General features: G+C 40.3%; 18 protein-coding genes. 16 read left to right on the top strand and 2 right to left on the bottom strand.

The genetic code is table 11. The features are described 5' to 3' along the window. Nucleotides 1-26: 26 nt before the first annotated feature. On the top strand, nt 27-884 hold the full coding sequence (locus tag QUE09_RS16170) for an ROK family protein (RefSeq protein WP_286233905.1): 858 nt from the start codon (nt 27-29) through the stop codon (nt 882-884). 16 nt (nt 885-900) lie between these two features. Here QUE09_RS16170 and QUE09_RS16165 read toward each other — a convergent pair whose 3' ends face one another. After that, the gene (locus tag QUE09_RS16165; RefSeq protein WP_286233904.1) at nt 901-1,248 is read right to left on the bottom strand and encodes an STAS domain-containing protein; all 348 of its coding nucleotides are present in this window, start codon (nt 1,246-1,248) and stop codon (nt 901-903) included. Between the two features lie 236 nt (nt 1,249-1,484). On the opposite strand from QUE09_RS16165, the gene QUE09_RS16160 reads away from it, so the two are divergent. The 15 genes from QUE09_RS16160 to QUE09_RS16090 all read left to right on the top strand — a co-directional run bounded on the left by QUE09_RS16160 (nt 1,485) and on the right by QUE09_RS16090 (nt 18,417). Next, a complete protein-coding gene (locus QUE09_RS16160) occupies nt 1,485-2,960 on the top strand; it encodes a 2-hydroxymuconic semialdehyde dehydrogenase (RefSeq protein ID WP_286233903.1) in 1,476 nt (491 codons plus the stop codon). Beyond that, nucleotides 2,950-3,375: a RidA family protein gene (locus QUE09_RS16155; protein WP_286233902.1), complete on the top strand. Its 426-nt coding sequence runs from the start codon at nt 2,950-2,952 to the stop codon at nt 3,373-3,375. Before QUE09_RS16160 ends, QUE09_RS16155 begins: the two co-directional genes overlap by 11 nt. Before the next feature lie 2 nt (nt 3,376-3,377). Next, complete coding sequence (locus QUE09_RS16150) at nt 3,378-3,941, top strand: 3-hydroxyanthranilate 3,4-dioxygenase (protein ID WP_286233901.1); 564 nt, start codon at nt 3,378-3,380, stop codon at nt 3,939-3,941. Next, nucleotides 3,941-4,963, top strand: coding sequence for an amidohydrolase family protein (locus QUE09_RS16145; protein WP_286233900.1), 1,023 nt, complete (start codon nt 3,941-3,943; stop codon nt 4,961-4,963). Before QUE09_RS16150 ends, QUE09_RS16145 begins: the two co-directional genes overlap by 1 nt. An 11-nt stretch (nt 4,964-4,974) precedes the next feature. Beyond that, a complete protein-coding gene (gene kynU / locus QUE09_RS16140; protein ID WP_286233899.1) occupies nt 4,975-6,267 on the top strand; it encodes a kynureninase in 1,293 nt (430 codons plus the stop codon). Next, the gene (locus tag QUE09_RS16135) at nt 6,257-7,639 is read left to right on the top strand and encodes an FAD-dependent oxidoreductase (protein WP_286233898.1); all 1,383 of its coding nucleotides are present in this window, start codon (nt 6,257-6,259) and stop codon (nt 7,637-7,639) included. The genes kynU and QUE09_RS16135 overlap by 11 nt, the downstream gene beginning before the upstream one ends. A gap of 1 nt (nt 7,640) precedes the next feature. Continuing rightward, nucleotides 7,641-8,513 carry a tryptophan 2,3-dioxygenase gene (kynA, locus tag QUE09_RS16130; RefSeq protein ID WP_286233897.1) on the top strand — a complete coding sequence of 291 codons (873 nt, stop codon included), beginning with the start codon at nt 7,641-7,643 and terminating at the stop codon, nt 8,511-8,513. Between the two features lie 125 nt (nt 8,514-8,638). Then, nucleotides 8,639-9,559: a LysR family transcriptional regulator gene (locus QUE09_RS16125; protein ID WP_286233896.1), complete on the top strand. Its 921-nt coding sequence runs from the start codon at nt 8,639-8,641 to the stop codon at nt 9,557-9,559. A gap of 100 nt (nt 9,560-9,659) precedes the next feature. Then, nucleotides 9,660-10,901 carry an amino acid deaminase gene (locus tag QUE09_RS16120; protein WP_286233895.1) on the top strand — a complete coding sequence of 414 codons (1,242 nt, stop codon included), beginning with the start codon at nt 9,660-9,662 and terminating at the stop codon, nt 10,899-10,901. Further along, on the top strand, nt 10,902-11,753 hold the full coding sequence (locus tag QUE09_RS16115; RefSeq protein WP_286233894.1) for a MurR/RpiR family transcriptional regulator: 852 nt from the start codon (nt 10,902-10,904) through the stop codon (nt 11,751-11,753). A 7-nt stretch (nt 11,754-11,760) separates the two neighbouring features. Beyond that, nucleotides 11,761-13,221, top strand: coding sequence for an N-acyl-D-amino-acid deacylase family protein (locus QUE09_RS16110; RefSeq protein ID WP_286233893.1), 1,461 nt, complete (start codon nt 11,761-11,763; stop codon nt 13,219-13,221). A gap of 3 nt (nt 13,222-13,224) precedes the next feature. Next, nucleotides 13,225-13,611 carry a RidA family protein gene (locus tag QUE09_RS16105; RefSeq protein WP_303475876.1) on the top strand — a complete coding sequence of 129 codons (387 nt, stop codon included), beginning with the start codon at nt 13,225-13,227 and terminating at the stop codon, nt 13,609-13,611. A 22-nt stretch (nt 13,612-13,633) separates the two neighbouring features. Continuing rightward, on the top strand, nt 13,634-15,076 hold the full coding sequence (locus QUE09_RS16100) for a sodium:solute symporter family protein (protein WP_286233891.1): 1,443 nt from the start codon (nt 13,634-13,636) through the stop codon (nt 15,074-15,076). A gap of 33 nt (nt 15,077-15,109) precedes the next feature. Continuing rightward, entirely contained in the window at nt 15,110-16,015 is a 906-nt protein-coding gene (locus QUE09_RS16095; protein WP_286233890.1) for a sugar kinase, read from the top strand. Then, entirely contained in the window at nt 16,015-18,417 is a 2,403-nt protein-coding gene (locus QUE09_RS16090) for a beta-N-acetylhexosaminidase (protein ID WP_286233889.1), read from the top strand. The genes QUE09_RS16095 and QUE09_RS16090 overlap by 1 nt, the downstream gene beginning before the upstream one ends. On the opposite strand, the gene QUE09_RS16085 is transcribed toward QUE09_RS16090, so the two are convergent. Then, entirely contained in the window at nt 18,414-19,334 is a 921-nt protein-coding gene (locus QUE09_RS16085) for an alpha/beta hydrolase (protein WP_286233888.1), read from the bottom strand. The genes QUE09_RS16090 and QUE09_RS16085 overlap by 4 nt on opposite strands. Nucleotides 19,335-19,519 lie beyond the last annotated feature (185 nt).

Here is a 19,519-nt window from a genome sequence, read left to right as displayed (position 1 = left end):
TTTTGTGAGTTAATTAGGTTTATCAGATGCATTCCTTTTCATTAGTAACGTTAGATATCGGTGGCACTAAAGTAAATTTTGGCCGCTTTCGCAATGGTATAATTGAAACAAACAGTGAACTGCCGTTTTGTGCACAAGGCTCTTTAGCTGAAATATTACAGTTTCTTATCGATGGTATTGAAAATATGCGAATGAATGATACCTCGGCTATTACTATTGGTGTTCCTTGTATTGTAGACGTTGAAAATGGTGTGGTTTTTGATGCGGTCAATATTCCAGCATGGCAACATTATGATTTAAAAACGGCGTTAACCGATCATTTTAATTTGCCAGTTTACATTAATAACGATGTCAATTGCTTTGTCGCCGGCGAAGCAACCTATGGAAAAATCGCGAGTCAAAGTCAAAATATTGTTGGTATTTGTTTAGGGACTGGTTTTGGTTCAGGTTTTATACTCAATGGCCAACTCTATACTGGCAACAATTGTTGTGCCGGTGAGTTGGGAGGTATTCCTTATTTATCGGGAACGATTGATGATTATTGCTCGGGATCGTTTTTTAGTAAGATACATCAGGTAAACGGCGCTGAACTTGCTGAAAAAGCGCGCGCTGGTGATCTGGATGCACAGCACTTATTTAATGAGTTTGGTCAGCACTTGGCTAAAGCAATAAGTTATTTAATGTTTACTGTTGATCCCAAATTAATTGTGGTTGGTGGTTCAGTTGTGAAATCTTTTGAGTTATACATTGATGCCGTTTGGCAGGCGTTATCATTATTTCCTTATAAAAATGTGCGTGATAACTTGAATATAATGAGAAGCGAGTTAGATAACGCTGCGCTATTAGGTGCTGCAGCACTTTACCTGCAGCAAGCGAAAATATAATGCTAATTGGTTTCTGTTAAGCACTCAATGCACAATTAAGTGGGGTGTTTGCGCTATGCCCCATTAAAAATCCACTTGTAAGGCCAATCACCTCCAACATGCTTGCTGTATTTCCCTTCGTACTGTTAATGATGTCTAGTTCTAAACGGTTTTTTCTACAAAAATCGCGTAATATTAATAGCATACCTAAACCGGCAGAATCGATATAGAGGGTATTTTGAAAATCTACTTCTATACGCTCAAACTCATTATTGTTGGATTTTGTAATCGCATAAATGGTGCGATAGTGGCTAAACGTAAACGTTTTATTAGCTTTAATTGTTAATGTTTTATCATTAAACATTACTGTTGGTAGTGCGCTCATTAATAAACCTGCTAACGAACGTCCGTGTTGAGTTGTTAAGTGATGAAAAAGTGAGCGCGGATTATACTCATCTGCTCATCAGACCACAAGTGTCGGTAACACTTAATAACACTAATTATTGCAATCTTCATAAATTACATCAGAAATTCTTATGTTTTTGTTAAAAATAACTAAATATATTTATCTATACTTTAACGATACAGTCGATTAATTAGGGCTTAAGGAACGCGATCATTATGATCGATACATTACACTGTTACATTGATGGTAAGTTTGAACGTAGTGAACACTACTTTGACAATATAAACCCTGTTAATGGTGAAAAAATTGCTGACATTGGTGAAGCAAGTCAAGCGCAAGTAGACCTTGCTGTTACTGCTGCTAAGCGAGCTTTAAGTAGTAAGTGGGGAGCAATGAGTGTTCAACAACGTAGCGCGCTTCTCCACAAAGTCGCTGATCGTATCGAAGCGCGATTAGCTGAATTTATTGACGCTGAGATTGCTGATACGGGTAAATCACTTTATCAGGTTGAAACAATCGATATTCCAAGAGCCGCAGCGAATTTTCGTACCTTTGCAGATTTAGCTAAGTTTTATACAGGTGAAACATTTGTTACCGACACTGCTACTGGTGAACAGGCGTTAAATTATTCTGTAAATAAGCCCTTGGGTGTTGTGGCTATTATTTCACCTTGGAATTTACCTTTATTGTTAGCGACTTGGAAAGTGGCTCCTGCATTAGCGTGTGGAAATTGTGTTATTTTGAAACCATCAGAAGAAACATCTTCTACGGCATATCTACTCGCGCAAGTTATGGATGAAGTAGGCTTACCCGCTGGTGTCTTTAATCTCATTTTAGGTCGAGGTAAATACATTGGTGATGCACTCACTCAACATCCCAAGGTAGATGCAATCACGTTTACAGGCGCATCTGCCACCGGTAAACATATCATGAGTGCGGTCTCATCAGGGGTTAAACCTCTCTCTTTTGAATTAGGCGGTAAAAATGCTGCTATTGTTTTTCAAGACGCAGATCTTGATAAAGCGGTTGCAGGTGTCGCGCGTTCAACCTTTACCAATTGCGGCCAAGTTTGCTTGTGTACGGAAAGAGTTTTTGTGCATCGTGTTCTTTATCAAGCATTTGTCGAAAAACTCGTTAAAGCAGCTGAAGCCATAAAAATAGGTTACCCGAAAGAGTCAAATGTGCTTATCGGGCCATTAGTTTCTAAACAACATCAACAAAAAGTACTGTCCTACTACCAACAAGCAAAAAAATCAGGGGCAAAGGTTCTTACCGGGGGAGGTGTGCCTAGTTTTGGTGATGAGCGTGATAATGGTTGTTACATTGAACCAACCATTATTACTGGTTTATCGGATGAAGATCCGATAAACCAAGAGGAAATTTTTGGCCCGATTTGCCATGTCTCGGTGTTTGATGATGAGTACGAAGTTGTTGAACGGGTAAACAATACTGCCTATGGATTAGCAGCGGCGATTTGGACAGAAAATTTATCACGAGCCCATCGTGTTGCACCACAAATGGATGTTGGTCTTGTTTGGGTGAATACCTGGTTTTTACGAGATTTAAGAGCACCATTTGGCGGAGTAAAACTCTCAGGTATCGGACGAGAAGGGGGCGCACACTCTATGGCATTCTACAGTGAGCCGGTTAACATTTGTATCAATATTGATAAGCACCCATATGACAATTGAAAGTAAAGTAATCGCAGAAAAAGCCGTCCCCAGAGGTAAATTTCCGCACGTGAAACGTGCTGGGGATTTTATTTATATTTCAGGGACAAGTTCGAGACGAGCAGATAACAGTTTTGTTGGTGTTGACGTTGATGAGTTTGGCGCTACAACACTTGATATAAAAGCGCAAACGCGTGCAGTAATAGAAAATATCCGCGATATTTTACAGTCAGTAGGGGCCGAGTTATCAGATCTTATCGAGATCAGTACATATCTCGTCAATATGAATGACTTTAAAGGCTATAACGAAACATATAGCGAATATTTTGACTTTGATGGACCAACAAGAACCACGGTTGCTGTGCATCAATTGCCACATCCGCATTTATTAATTGAATGTAAAGCTGTTGCTTATAAACCCGTAGCGAAAGGTTAGAAATGACGATGAAAGCAAATTTATCTGCCTTCAATTTTAAGCAATGGATTGAAGCGCATAAACACTTGTTGAAGCCGCCTGTAGGTAACGTACAAATTTGGCAAGATACCGACATGATGGTAACGGTTGTCGGAGGTCCTAATCAGCGGACTGATTTTCATGATGACCCTGTTGAAGAGTTTTTTTATCAACTTAAAGGTGACATGGTACTCAAGGTGATTGAAGACGGGCAATGCAAAGATGTATTTATTCGAGAGGGAGATATCTTCTTTTTACCAAAGCATGTAAGGCATTCTCCGCAGCGCCCGATGGAGGGCAGTATTGGTTTGGTGATCGAGCCTAAAAGACCTGAAGGCGCTAAAGACGCATTTGAATGGTATTGTTTTGATTGCGGCGCATTAGTACATCGCACAGAAGTTACTCTAAAGTCTATTGTTGATGATCTTCCCCCTGTTTATCAGGCGTTTTATCAAGATAAACAGGCAAGAACTTGTCCTAAGTGCCACGCTATACACCCTGGTAAAGAACCACCTAAAGGCTGGGTGTCGTTAGAGGAGAAAACGTGATGCGCGTTGTTGATATTCATTCTCACTTTTTTCCAAAGACTTGGCCTAGCTTACAAGAAAAATTTGGTGGTGATAATTGGCCATGGTTAAACCACGTAAGTGACGAAAAAAACGATAAAGGGTTTGCCAAGGCGATGTTAATGAAAGGCGATAAGCCTTTTAGACCTATATATGCCGCTTGCTGGGACCCACAAGTGCGTCTTGAGGAAATGGATGCGCAAGGTGTAACGCAGCAAATTATTTCTGCAACGCCTATTTTATTTGCCTACGAAAAGCCAATTGAGCAAGCATTATACTGCGCACAGCTATTTAATGATGCCGCTTTAGATATCTGCCAACAGGGCCAAGGCCGATTATTTGCCATGGCACAGGTGCCTTTACAAGATACAGATGCAGCTTGTAAGGAAGCGAGTCGAGCGATGGCAGCTGGACATGTAGGTATTCAAATTGGTAATCACGTCGGCGAAAAAAATATGGATGATGAAGGCATTTTAACGTTTTTACAACATTGTGCCGCCGAGGGAATACCCGTTTTTGTGCATCCTTGGGATATGATGGCTGCAAATCGTACAAAAGATTACATGATGGGATGGACGGTCGGCATGCCTGCAGAAACCCAGCTTTCTATTGTGTCGATGATACTCGGTGGTGGTTTTGACCGCATCAGCCGAGACTTGAAAATTTGTTTTGCTCATGGTGGTGGTGCTTTTGCGTTTCTTCTTGGGCGATTAGACAATGCATGGCTACATCGCGATATTGCTCGTGGGAAGTCTGAATATCCGCCTAGCCATTACCTCGATCGTTTTTATCTCGATACCGCAGTTTTTGACCATGATGCGTTAGCGCTGCTGGTTAAGAAAATGACCATAGAACGATTGTTGTTTGGTACTGATTATCCATTTCCTTTGGGAGAACAAAAAATGGGGGCGTTAATCAAAACCGCGCCGCTGTTAAACGATCAGGATAAACAAAAACTATTAGCAACCAATGCTGAGCATTTTTTTAAGCTACCTACATCTTAACTGAGAATTATATGACTTTAGCGAATACCTTAGCTTGCGCTCAACAACTTGATAATGACGATCCACTAGCAGGCTATCGAGACAAGTTTTTCCATCCTGTCATTGATGGTGAACAAGTACTTTATTTCACGGGAAACTCTTTAGGCTTGCAGCCAAAAGCAGCTAAAGATTACTTACAGGTTGAATTGGATGATTGGGCAACTTGGGGAGTAGAAGGGCATTTTCATGGCCGAAACCCTTGGGTTAGTTATCATGAATTATTAACACCTGCTAGTGCTGAACTTGTTGGCGCTCAACAGTCAGAAGTGGTGTGTATGAATTCTTTGACGACAAATCTTCATTTATTATTTGTTAGTTTTTATCGCCCAACGAAACAACGCTTCAAAATTATTAGTGAAGCTAAAATGTTTCCATCTGACCGTTACTTGCTGGAAACACAGGTAAAGCATCACGGTTTTGAGCCAGACGAAGCAATCATTGAAGTGTCACCACGTGAAGGTGAGTTTACTATTCGTGAACAAGATATTTTGGCTGCGATAAATGAGCATAGCGATGAACTTGCGTTAGTGTTTTTTGGGGGGGTGAACTATTTCACGGGGCAACTTTTTGATATGAAGGCGCTCACGGCCGCCGCGCATAATGTTGGCGCTCTGGCTGGTTTTGACTTAGCGCATGCTGTTGGCAATGTTCCATTGAAACTTCATGAGTGGCAAGTCGACTTTGCTGCTTGGTGCACCTATAAATACTTGAATGGCAGTGCCGGAAATGTCGGGGGTATTTTTGTACATGACAAGCACGGTCAAGACACCTCCATTCCGCGTTTTGGTGGCTGGTGGGGACATAATAAAGAGCGGCGCTTTTTAATGGAGAATACCTTTGAGCCTATGTCGGGGGCAGAAGGGTGGCAACTCAGTAATGTGCCAATTATGGGGATGGCTGTTTTAAAGTCTTCGTTGGATATATTTCAACAAGCGGGTATTGAAGCATTACGTGAAAAAAGCGTTAAGTTAACGGCTTTTCTGCAGTTAGTTTTTAATGACGTAGTGAGAAAGTTTGACAATATACAGTTACAAATTATTACGCCGACCACACCTGAAGCGCGTGGTTGTCAATTGTCAGTTAAGTTGATAGGTACTGATAAACGTTTTTTTAATGCCCTGACAAAGGCTGGTGTGATTACTGATTTTAGAGAGCCTGATGTTGTGAGATTAGCACCTGTGCCACTATACAATTCATTTGAAGATGTTTATCAGTTTGGTCAACGTTTAACGTCTTTACTAGAGGAATTGCACGGTGAATACTAAAGCTGATATTGCGATTAACGGAGCAGGTCCAGTTGGAGCATTGCTTGCGTTGATGTTAGCTAAGCGAGGTTATGCGATAGATCTGTTTGAGTCTCGCCCAGACTCGAGAAAAACCAATATTTATCAAGGGAAGTCGATTAATTTGGCACTTTCTGATCGTGGTTGGTTGGCACTTAATGCAGTAGGCATAGGTGAAGAAATAAAAAAAAGCGCCATCCCCATGTACTGTCGTGTCATGCACGATAAAGCGGGAAACTTAACAAAACAGCCTTATGGTAAAGACAAACAAGCAATATGGTCCGTTTCGCGATCAGGTATTAATGAACAGTTGATATCATTAGCTGAGCAAGAAGAAGGTGTTCATTTACATTTTTCCCACCGCTTGATGCAGCATGATTTTGAGTCGAATACGGCGATGTACATAGATGAGCATCAACAGCAAAAGTTACACCAAACTGATTTGTTTTTTGGTGCAGATGGGGCTTTTTCAAAAGTAAGGCGTTTAATGCAAGAGCTGCCAAAACAACGTATTAGTTATAGTCTCGATTATATGCCGCAAAGCTACATTGAGTTGACAATACCTGCAGGGCAAAACGGCGAGCACGTGATGGAAAAAAACGCATTGCATATTTGGCCACGAAAAGACTTTATGTTGATCGCATTGCCTAATCCTGACGGTTCTTTTACTTGTACCTTATTTATGGACCATGAAGGAGAGGTCTCTTTTTCTGCGTTAAATGATGCGAGTCGCGTACGTGATTTTTTCCATGAAAATTTCGCTGATGCGCTGCCATTTTTGCAAAGCCCTGTTGATGAGTTTATGGCAAAATCGCCTGCACCCTTATGCTTAGTACACATTTATCCATGGTTAGTGAATAATCAAGTTGCGCTGATTGGTGATGCTGCTCATGCGATGGTGCCTTATTACGGGCAAGGCATGAATTGTGGGTTTGAAGATTGCCGTATACTTTGTGAATTACTGGATGATTTTAACGGTGACTGGCAGAGCACCCTGAGTGCTTATCAACAAGAGCGTAAAGAAAATGGCGATGCAATTATCGAATTGGCACAGCGTAACTTTGTAGAAATGAGTGATTTAGCAGGTGATGAACGCTTTTTATTACGTAAAAAAATAGAGGCATTGTTTCATCAACGTTACCCTGCATTATGGATTCCTTTGTATTCTATGGTGACATTTTCACCTCATATTCCTTATAAAACAGCACTCAAGGTTGGAGATATTCAAACAGAGATCATGGATGAGATAATGAAAGTGCCTAATATCGCGCAACGTTGGCAAGATGACGATGTGCTTAACATGATGCACCAAATGAGTGTTGAACGATTACCCGCGATTAAGCAGGAGACATAATATGAGTTGTCCATTTCATAGCTCTAAGTCAGATGAGCAACCCAGCAATTACCGTGAGATGGAGGATGGTATTCATACCGACTTTGATAACGACATGTCTTATGGCGACTACTTATGCCTAGCACAAATATTAAGTGCGCAAAAACCAGTATCTAAACAGCATGATGAAATGCTATTCATTACTATTCATCAAAGTAGTGAATTGTGGTTAAAGCTTGCCGGTCATGAACTAACCGCCGCAATAGATAATATTCATGATGCCGATTTTGGCCATGCCTTTAAAGTGATTTCACGTGTGAAGCAAATATTTAATCAACTGACGCAGTCTTGGCATATTCTTTCAACGTTAACGCCTGTTGATTATCTTAAATTTCGTGATGCGCTTGGCCATTCATCAGGTTTTCAATCATACGGCTATCGTAAACTAGAGTTTTTGTTGGGTAATAAAAATGAAGGGTTATTAGCGGTACATAAAAATAACCCTGACATATATCATTCACTAGAAAGCGTGCTTCATGCGCCTAGTTTGTATGATGAAGTACTAAAAGTATTAGCTAAAAATGGTCTCAGCATTGATAAACATGTACTGGAACGGGATTTTTCAAAACCTTATCAACAGAACGACTCGGTTTTGAAGGCTTGGTTAACGGTATATCGTAATGCTGATGAATACTTTGAGCTCTATGAGCTTGCTGAAAAACTGATTGATATTGAGGATGCATTTCAGCAATGGCGATTCAAGCATATGTATACGGTACAACGTATTATTGGCCATAAAATGGGTACAGGTGGATCATCCGGTGTAAGTTTTTTGAAAAAAGCATTGGATATTAGTTTCTTTCCTGAATTGTTTGCCTTGCGTACTCATCTGTAATACCAACGATAATAAATATTGGTCACTTAGCGAGATTTAATCGAATTGGTATAAGATTAAATATTGTTAAATATTTATTATCGTTATAGCATCAAATATTGATAAAATTTATCTATTGTTTGCGTGTGGATATTAGTAAAAGCCAGTTAACCATAAGTCATTTAAAAATGATCTGTCAGCTCGAAACGTGTGAAACGGTTAAAGAGGCTGCACAAGCATTGTTTATTACACAGCCTGCTTTAACAAACCGTATTAGAGAAGCAGAAAAGCGATTAAACACACAGCTATTTTATCGACGTGGCCGGCGCATTTATATGTCAAACGCAGGTAAGCGCCTTTTGGTGTCAGCAAAGAAAATATTACAAGAATTAGCGCGCGCTGAGCATGATATTTCTCGATTGACCCATGGCGTTGAGCAAGTACTACGAATGAGTATGCCTCATTATGCAAGTTTTGCTTGGTTACCTGAGGTGTTGAAAGGATTCGCCTTAGTTTATCCGCAAATCGAACTAGAAATTACCTCACAGCAGCCAGTTAAACCTTTACAAGCCTTATATAATCATGACGTAGATTTAGCGATTTTATCCAGTAGTAAGGACTCACTAGAGGTTGATGCAGAACAATATGTCTCGAAGTTGATCACCCAAGACGAGCTTGTTGCATGTTTGTCGATAAAGCATGAAAAATCTAGGCAAGCTTTCTTAAGCCCTGAAGATTTTACCGACCAAACATACGTGACAAACTCTACCGTTGTCGAAACTGAACGAGAATATGAACTATTTTTTAAACCTGCAGGTGTTATTCCAAGTAAAGTATTGCAAGTAGGTTTTAATGACGCGATTTTAGCATTAGTTCAGGCCAATGTTGGTGTCTCTATCTTTTCTAAACGTCAGTTAAGCCGTTACTTGCCTGATAGTTCTTTAGCAACTTGTCAGCTAGGACCTGACGGTTTACCTGTTTATTGGCATTTGGTTTATCGTAAACATGAATATATCATTGAACCGGCAGAACAGTTATTTTTGTTGCTGTGCCAACAACATAAATAACGGTGAGCTTTTTTTTACATAAAAATGTTACTAAGTAACTATTTTTTTGATATATTGATGTTATATATTAACATTTTGGCTTCTGTAGCAAGGTAAAAACATGGTAGACAATGAAAGAATATTGCAAGTAAATAAAGGATTTGGAGATTCATCTATTCTTGAAAAATCCGGTTGGAATATCTTGCAAGAAGACGTTAGTTTACCGGTTGCTGTGTTAGAAGAGCGTTCTTTGCAAAGCAATGCGCGTTGGATGCAACGATTTAGTGAGCAGGCTGGAGTGAAGTTAGCGCCACACGGCAAAACAACGATGGCGCCAGAACTTTTTTCGCAGCAATTATCGCAAGGTTGTTGGGGCATTAGTCTTGCTACTATTCCTCAAGTTGTTAGTGCTTACAAACAAGGCATTAAACGCTTTATTCTGGCAAATCAATTGATTGGTAAGTTTAATTGCCAACAACTCGTTCATATTTTAAACGATCCAGACGTAGAATTTTATTGTTTTGTTGAGTCTATCGAAAACGTACGTTATCTAGGGCAATTTTTTGAAACACATCAGGCTACCTTGAATGTGTTGATTGAAATAGGGGTAACAGGTGGACGATGTGGGTGGCGAGATCTTGATAATATAACGCCACTGGTGAATGCCATTGCTGAACAGTCAGCTTTACGTTTATCAGGGATTAGTTTTTACGAAGGTGTCATTCATGGCGATAATGCCGAAGCTGACATTATTCAGTTTATCCGTGCCATTAAACAGTTATTCACAACGCTTTATCAACAGGGCTATTTTGCTAAAAAAGAAATTATCATTACGGGGGCTGGCTCTGCATGGTATGACGTTGTCGCTAAAGAGTTAACCCATGACGAGGTTTTTCATTACACGCCGATAATTAGGCCCGGTTGCTACTTAATTCACGATACTGGGATTTATCAAGACGCCCAACAAACGATCATGCAGCGAAGTCAAATTGCGTGTGATATTGGCGGAGATTTAATTTCTAGCTTATTAGTTTGGGCATACGTATATGCTACCCCTGAACCAGGCCTTGTTATTGTCGGGCTAGGAAAAAGAGATGCTGCGTTTGATGCAGGTTTACCGACACCTGTTTTGCATTATCGTCCAGGTAATGAAAAGCCTGTTGCTACGCCGAGCAATTGGCGCGCCGTCAAAATTATGGATCAACATTTAATGCTAGAAGTTGAAACTGATGCTGACTTAAAACCCGGTGATCTTATGTGTTTCTCAACGTCTCATCCTTGTTTAACGTTTGATAAATGGCGATTTATTGGCATTGTTAATGATGAACATGTGATCACTAAGCAAGTAAAGACGTACTTTTAAATGGATATATTAACCCGTATTGCTCAGCGCTATGACCACATGCGCCCTGCAGAGCAAAAAGTAGCCGATTTAATTCGAAAGGACGTGAATTTCGCCAGTCGTTGTGGGATTCATCAGATAGCGGAACAAGCTGGCGTAAGCCATGCCAGTATTACGCGCTTAGCTAAAACATTAGATTGTCAAAATGTAAGAGACTTAAAGTTGCAACTCGCGCAAGCGGCGGCCGTAGGTGAGCGGTTTCACAATGAGCAACACGTTGAATTACAAGACATGCCAGAAGTCTTTCAATCAATTCAAGATATTTTGCAGTTAAATAATGGCTTGATCACGAAAGAGAAATGCATTGAAGCAGCTGAACTTATTCTCGCTGCAAATCATAGCCTCGTTTTTGGCGTTGGTGGTGGTAGCACAATATTTGCCCAAGAATGCCAGCACCGTTTATTTCGACTTGATGTCAAAAGTAACGCCTATTCCGATCCTATGCTAATGCGTATGACAGCGGCGAGTATTGATACTAATGATGTGGTTATTTGTTTATCGCTGAGCGGCAAAACACCGGATGTATTTGAATCGGCAAAAATTGCTAAAGATTACGGAGCAAAGATCATCGCAATTTGCCCGCAAGCAGAGCTTGCATCAATTGCTGATGTGCACCTTCCTATAACAACGCAAGAAATGGACTTTATTTATATGCCAAGTGCATCGCGTTATGTATTACTGGCAGCAATTGACATGTTAGCGAGCGAAGTAGCGATAAAAAACCAACGAAAATCACGCGAAAAATTAAGACGTATTAAATTACAGCTTGATGAACATCGGCAAAGTGCGGATAGAACGCCATTAGGTGATTAATAAAAGGATGAATGTTTTGTACGACTTGATCATTAAAGGTGCACTAGTTATCGATGGTAGTGGTGAAAAAGCTAAACAGGTAAATGTAGCAATTGCTAATAAGAAAATAGCCGCTATAGGTAATTTCGATGCCGAAGCTGAACAAATAATTAATGCTCAGGGACTCGTTTTAGCGCCAGGCTTTATTGATGTTCACACGCATGATGATTTAGAAGTCATACGTAACCCCGATATGTTGGCGAAAGTGAGTCAGGGCGTGTCGACGGTAGTGATCGGTAATTGTGGTATAAGTGCAAGCCCTTATAAACTCGATGTCGCACCGCCGGACCCTATTAATTTACTGGGTAACCAAGAAGAGTTTTCTTTTGGCTGTTTGTCAGAATATGTAGATTATTTAGCGTCTAAGCCACCCAATGTGAATGTGGTTGCATTAGTCGGACATACAACGTTAAGAGCGCAAGTTATGGATGACTTATCTCGTGCGGCAACCGATGACGAAATTGCTCAAATGCAGGTGTTGCTCCAAGGAGCACTTGAAAATGGAGCAAAGGGCCTGAGTACAGGTTTAGCCTATAAAAATGCTAAAGCATCGACAGCAAAAGAAACTGAAGCGTTAGCGCAAGCGCTAAACGCATTTGGTGCACTATACACCACACATTTACGTACAGAATTTGACGGCATAATTGATGCCTTAGATGAAGCATTTACACTAGGCAAAAAAGTACAATCGCCTGTGGTTATTTCGCATTTGAAATGTGCCGGTAAGCAAAATTGGGGAAGATCAGCGGAAATTATTAATCATGTCGAACAAGCATCAAAGCATCAGCCTATTGCATGTGACTGTTACCCTTATCACGCTAGCTCAAGTACGTTAGATCTTAATCAAGTGACTGATGATTTTGAAATATTTATTACCTGGTCGGATGCAGAACCTGATATGGCAGGTCAAACGTTAGCGGCAATTGCCAAACAATGGCAGTTAAGCTTAATGGATGCTGCTAAACGTTTAATGCCAGCAGGTGCCGTTTATCATGGTATGAACGAAAATGATGTTAAGGCATTTTTACAGTACGACAGAAGCATGGTGGGTTCTGACGGGTTACCCTGTGATCCTCACCCTCACCCCCGCCTTTGGGGTGCTTTTCCAAGAGTACTTGGCAGATATAGCCGAGACAATGCACTGTTTCCGTTAGAGAAAGCGGTACATAAGATGACAGGTAAATCTGCGAAGAACTTTAAGCTCGTTGACAGAGGTCTCATTAAAGAAGGCTATTTTGCCGACCTTGTCTTGTTTGACCCTGATAGCGTATTAGATAACGCAGATTTCACCCAGCCATTTGCTATTTCTTCTGGCATTAAAAAATTATGGGTCAATGGCCAATTAACTTATCAAGAAAATTCAGGGGTGGTAGCTTCGAATACCATCCGCCCAGGAAAATTTTTAAAACATATAAACAATGAGGAATAAATGATGACGATTACACGTTTTGGTGCTGATGGTGGTGTAGGTACAGGTGGACAACATCTACCGTTTTCAAGTGCGGTAGAAGCCGGTGGCTGGTTGTATGTGTCGGGTCAGACGCCAATGACAGATGGTGAAGTTGTTGAAGGCGGTGTTGTCGAACAATCACGATTAGCCATTGATAACTGTATCAAAATTATGACTGATGCCGGTTACGGTTTAGCCGATGTCGTGCATGTTAAGGTTATTTTAACGGATGCTCGTTATTTTCAGTCTTTTAATAAAGTATTTAAAGAGTATTTTGGCGAGCATCCGCCGGCACGTATTTGTGCGGTTGCCGATCTTGTGGTTGACGTAAAAGTAGAAGTTGACGTTACGTGCTACAAAGCACCTTAGATAGGTGAAAGGGAGTGAGCTAATGGAAGGTATTTTTTTCGTCGCGTTTGCCTTGTATGTACTGGCAATGATTGGCTTAAGTTGGTGGGTTTCACGTCGACAAAAATCGGGTGAAGATTTTTTACTTGGTGGCCGTAGTTTGCCGTTATTACTAACACTAGGTACTACAGTTGCAACTATGGTGGGTACTGGCTCGTCAATGGGGGCGGTAGGCTTTGCATACCATAATGGTTGGGCTGGTATGTTATATGGTATAGGAGGTGCTGTGGGTATTTTACTCTTAGCATGGATATTTGCTCCTGTACGTAAGTACCAATTCATGACCATGAGCGAAGAAATTGCCTTCTATGTTGGCGCTCACCCCCTCATTAAAAATTTACTTGCAGTGATTATCTATATTGCCAGTATCGGTTGGCTGGGCGCGCATATCATCGGTGGTGGTATGTATCTTTCTTGGTTAACAGGGCTTGATATTGATATAGCTAAAATGATTATTGCCATTAGTTTCGCGATTTACGTGATCATTGGTGGCTACACAGCAGTTGTTTGGACAGACTCAATACAAGCGTTAATACTCTTTGTTGGTTTTGTATTGATGGCGTATTTTTCTGTCGATTATGTAGGAGGGTGGCAAGCAATGATTGATGCCCAACCTGTGCAAAATACCTCCTGGTTTGCCATTGACAAAATTGGTGCTATTCATGCAATGTCATTAAGTCTGGCTATCTTGGTTGGCATATTAGCAACACCTTCATTTAGACAACGTATTTATTCGGGTAAAAGTGTAAGCTCAATCAGACGTTCTTTTATCTATTCTGGGGTTTTATATCTAGGCTTTTCAATTATTCCGGCAATCATTGGCATGTCAGCATATGCAATTAACCAAGATTTAGATAATGCGTCGTTCGCCTTTCCGCATATTGCGTTAAATGTTATGCCGTTAGCACTTGGGGTACTCATTATTATTGCTGGTATTTCCGCAACATTGTCTAGTGCAAGTTCCGATGCAATTGCAGCGGTAAGTGTCGCAATGCGTGATTTGTATCGTTTAATCAGTGGTAGAATGCCTAAACCAGATAAAGTGATTTGGTTATCACGCATTAGTCTCTTTTTTACCATTGCTATTGCGCTTGGCTTCGCTTTGCTCTCTGATGATATTATTTCATATATTACTAAGATGATTGCGATTTTAATGTCAGGTATGTGTGTGGCGGGATTACTTGGTAGATTCTGGCCGCGATACAATTGGCAAGGCGCCATATTGACATTAATTTGTTCTACAGGCAGCGCACTGGCAATTAGTTTAACACCAGAGTGGACAAGTTTTTGGGGTAACCCGGTAATACCTGCGATTACCGCTGGTACCATTGCAGGTATTATCGGTAGCTTATTAACACCAATATCTGAGCTAGATGAGCAGCATGCACTTGATGTTTTAGCGAAAGAACGTAAGCAAATGGAGTAAATGTTGAACAGCATTGTTTTTTTTGGTGAGTGCATGGTCGAAGATCATGAAGATGGATTGTTTCGGTTTGGCGGTGATACACTCAATACTGCTTTATATTTGGCTAGGCTAACTAATAACCATCAATTGAATGTTGCTTTTGCGACATCTGTTGGTATTGATTTAGATAGCAACCTTTTACTTGCGGCTTGGAAGAAAGAAGGGATAGATACAAAGTTTGTAACCCAGCTTGTTGATCGTCAACCTGGACGTTACCGTATAGCAACCAATAGACATGGAGAGCGTTCGTTTAAGTATCAAAGAGATAATAGCGCTGCGCGTTTTTATCTGAGTTCAGCGCCTAGTGCGTTAACTCGGTTTATGAATGGCTGTGCAGGTGATTATTTTTATTTAAGTGGTATCAGTTTAGCGATAATTTCGCGAGAAGATCGCGACTGGTTGTTTACTGCGTTGGCTGACTTTAAAGCAAATGGCGGTAAAGTAATTTTTGATAATAATTATCGACCAGTTTTATGGAATAAACATCAGGTTTTATCGAGTTATCAATCAGCGATGGCGCTCGCCGATATTGCGTTTTTAACGGATGAAGATGAATATGCGATATATCAAGATGATTCATTGACCGGCATTATAGAACGCGCTAAATACTATAAAACGCTAGAAACGATAATAAAGCGTGGTAAAGCGCCGTGTTTGGTGCTTGATAGCGAAGGTAAACAGTATGAGATCAGCAGTGAAAAGGTAGAAAACATAGTGGATACTTGTGCGGCCGGCGATGCATTTGCAGCGGGTTACTTATCAAGAAGGTTAATGAATCAAAGTATAGAAACATCCGCTAAATTTGGTCATCGTGTTGCAGGGCAAGTTATTCAGCATTCAGGTGCAATTATCGACCGTAATCAAATGGCTGATCTTTTTGAAGTAGAAGGTACAAATTAATGATAAACCGAATACTTGCTAACTTTTTTTTAGCAACAATACTTTTGTTCGCTCATCAAGTTTGGGCAAAAACAACATCACTTAACATAATGCCTTATCCGCAATCGGTTAAATTCAATGAACAGCAGTTGGCAGTTCCTGAAAAACTTTCCATTACAATAGAAGGCATGAGTCAACAGCGTTCGGGTGCATTGCGTACTCTGCTAACTTCACAAGTAAAGGCGATGGGTTGGCAAATTAGCGCGGTTGACGATAACGTGCTATCCATTGTTTTTATTGTGAATAATGGAAAGACACTCGATTATCAAATGCCGGCTTTGGGTACAGATGAAGGCTACCAACTGGATATTCGTAAGCAGCAAATTACCATAACAGCTGCAACTGATTTTGGTGCCTTACATGGGGCCGCAACATTGTCTCAACTGTTATATCAGGCAAAAAATGAACAAAGTCTTTCTGCTGTTAGCATTAAGGATGCGCCAAGATTTCCTTGGCGAGGCTTTATGCTTGATAGCGTGCGTCATTTTATGTCTATTGACACGGTCAAACGCCAACTAAGAGGTATGGCAGCTGCGAAACTTAATGTCTTTCATTGGCATTTAACTGATGACCAAGGTTGGCGAATTGCATTGGATAGTTACCCTAAATTGCATCAACTTGCGTCTGATGGTCAGTTCTATACAAAAGCAGAAATTCGTGACGTGGTAAAATACGCAAGCTCACTCGGTATTCGTGTTGTACCCGAATTTGACGTGCCTGGGCACGCATCTGCCATTGCGGTGGCTTACCCACACTTGATGAGCGAACAAAAAGATTACCAAATGGAAGATGGTTGGGGAGTATTTGAACCATTATTAGATCCTAGTAATCTAGAAGTTTATATCTTTATTGATAGCGTAGTAAAAGAGTTAACGGAGCTTTTTCCAGATCAATACTTACATATTGGTGGTGATGAAGTTGACCCTGAACAATGGAATAACAGTCTTCATATTCAAACCTTTATGCAAGAAAATGACTTAAAAGATGCGCAAGCAATTCAAGTATTTTTTAATCAAAAGGTAGAAGCAATACTCGCTAGCCATAACCGTAAAATGATGGGGTGGGATGAAGTTTTTCATCAAGATTTGCCACAAAATATAATGGTGCAGTCATGGCGTGGTATGGAGAGTCTTTCAAAAATTGCTGTAAATGGTTATCAAGGATTACTATCAACGGGCTTCTATATTGATCAACCACAAAGCAGTGCTTACCATTATAGAAACGAGTTGTTGCAGCAACGCCCCCGCAGTGCAGTTCAGCCGGCTGAGGATCAACAAGTTGTCGCTTATCAATTTGAGATGCCACGACTTAAAGGTAGTGCAGTCAAAGGTACGTTAGCAATGGTTATGAAAAATGACTATGTGTTACATGCCTATGTAAAATTAAATAACAATCACTTTAAAAAAGCCACGCTTGATAGGCATCTCGTATTGCAAACAGGTGAAGTTAATTTCTCTATAGATAGTTGGATGGGACCAACACGGGGTGAGTTTTTACTGACCGAAGATAAGCAAGAGGGGCGTATACTTATTGGTAATACGTATTACCCAGTATCTATTTCGTCTATTGATGCGTTTGATTACAGCCAAGTAGAGCTTTTACCTAATATTTCTCCTATTGCTGCACGTAATATTTTGGGTGGCGAAGCAACGCTGTGGAGTGAATTAGTTACTGATAATAATGTTGATTTAAGAGCATGGCCGCGATTATTTGTTATCGCAGAACGTTTTTGGTCTGCCAAATCACAAAAAAATATTGATAACATGTTTACGCGTTTAGTTGTTCTCGATGATTTTGCCTCTCAGATTGGTATGCAACATCGTCAGCAATATCGCTCGGGATTACAATCTTTAGTGTTTAGCAAAACAGATATATCACCATTAGTGCTGCTTGCTGAGCAGTTGGAGCCAGCAAACTATTACACCCGTCATCACATCAAATTTCAACAAGGTAAATATCATCAAAATGCGCCATTAAATCGCTTTGTCGATTATCTACCTGTAGAGAGTACAGCTCTTATTAAGATGAGACAGCAGCTCAAGGCGTATCAGCAAGGTGATAAATCAGCGCTTCAAGCGATTGTAGATCAACTACGGGTTTGGCATTTTAATTTTGATAAGGTTGTTTCTTTAATTAAGGTGGCGCCAAAATTAGATGATCTACCTTTAGTTGTTCAACAGGCTAGAGATGTGAATACACTTGCGTTAACAGTCGCACAAAGCTGTCTTAGCGACGTAAAAATACGCCGTGCAGAAGCAAAGCGGATAAAAAATACGTTACGTGAGCTGCATCGAACGAGTAAAGAAATTATTGTAGCGAGTAACTTATTTACCGAACAGCTCCTTGCTGCATGTCGAGCTTAAAAGCGAGACTCCATTTGATTTAGCACACTTTCAAAGAGTGTGCTGTTTTCATCGGACAAGTCGAGAATTACATCGAAATGGTTTTTTTCCGCGATGTTTTCTATTAAAAGCTTGTGACGGCCGAGTAAGTTTAGATGATATAGGTCGTTGGATTGACGTTTGAATTCGAGGGTTTCATTTTCACCATAGGCAATAATAAAAGACGTATCGGAACAATAGGTTAATTTTCTATTAGCAAGCAGCGGACTTAAGTTTTTAATCTCTTCTGGGGTCAATTGCAATGGCTCATTGATATAAGTGTATTGAATTGGTGTTAAATCATAAATACCACTTACGGCGCACACACCACGAACGATATTTTTGTTAAAACCAAACGCTGCTTGCCAATCTGTCATTGCTGCCATAATGGCTAATTGGGCGCCAGCAGAGCTCCCCGAAAGATATATTTCTTGAGGGTCATAACCATATTCATCTGCATGTTGATACAACCAAGCGATAGCAGTTCTTACTTGCGATAGTATTTCTGTTAACGAAGCTTTAGGCGCGAGTGTATAATTAATCGCCGCAAAATGATAACCATGGTGTTGAAAGTTAGCTGCTGCGAAACAGCTTTCGTCTTTACTAAGTTCTTGCCAATAACCGCCATGAATAAAAATATGTAGCTTCTTTTTATGTGTTGATTCACTGTCAGCGGAGTGTAGATTGTAAGGAAGAAAAAGATCTAATATTTCTTCTGCGGTATTACCGTATTGAATATTTTCTATTATAGCGTGGTTGTTACGGGCAATATCTTTGTTTTTGGCACTTTGCTCGATATATTGCGCAATGTATTTATTAATATCTTGAACACAACTACTTGGTGAATACTCTTGTTCTAACGCTGGTAATGAGAAGTTTCGGTATACGGTGTTTGTCATAAAAATGAAAACCTGCTTTTAGATGAAGATAAATATTGAACATGTTGCGCGTTAACATTTATTGCACGATTACTGTACTTATTTACCTATGATTGTCTACTTATTAGTCTTATCTTTCAAGGTAAGTAACGTTATCAGTTATGACTGTTAAAATGTAACAAAAAATAAAAATAACAGCTAATTTG

Origin of the sequence: Thalassotalea sediminis (assembly GCF_030295915.1) — a bacterium.
In the GTDB taxonomy this organism is placed as follows: Bacteria; Pseudomonadota; Gammaproteobacteria; order Enterobacterales; family Alteromonadaceae; genus Thalassotalea_C; species Thalassotalea_C sediminis.
This window is presented reverse-complemented; position numbering and strand designations above follow the sequence as displayed.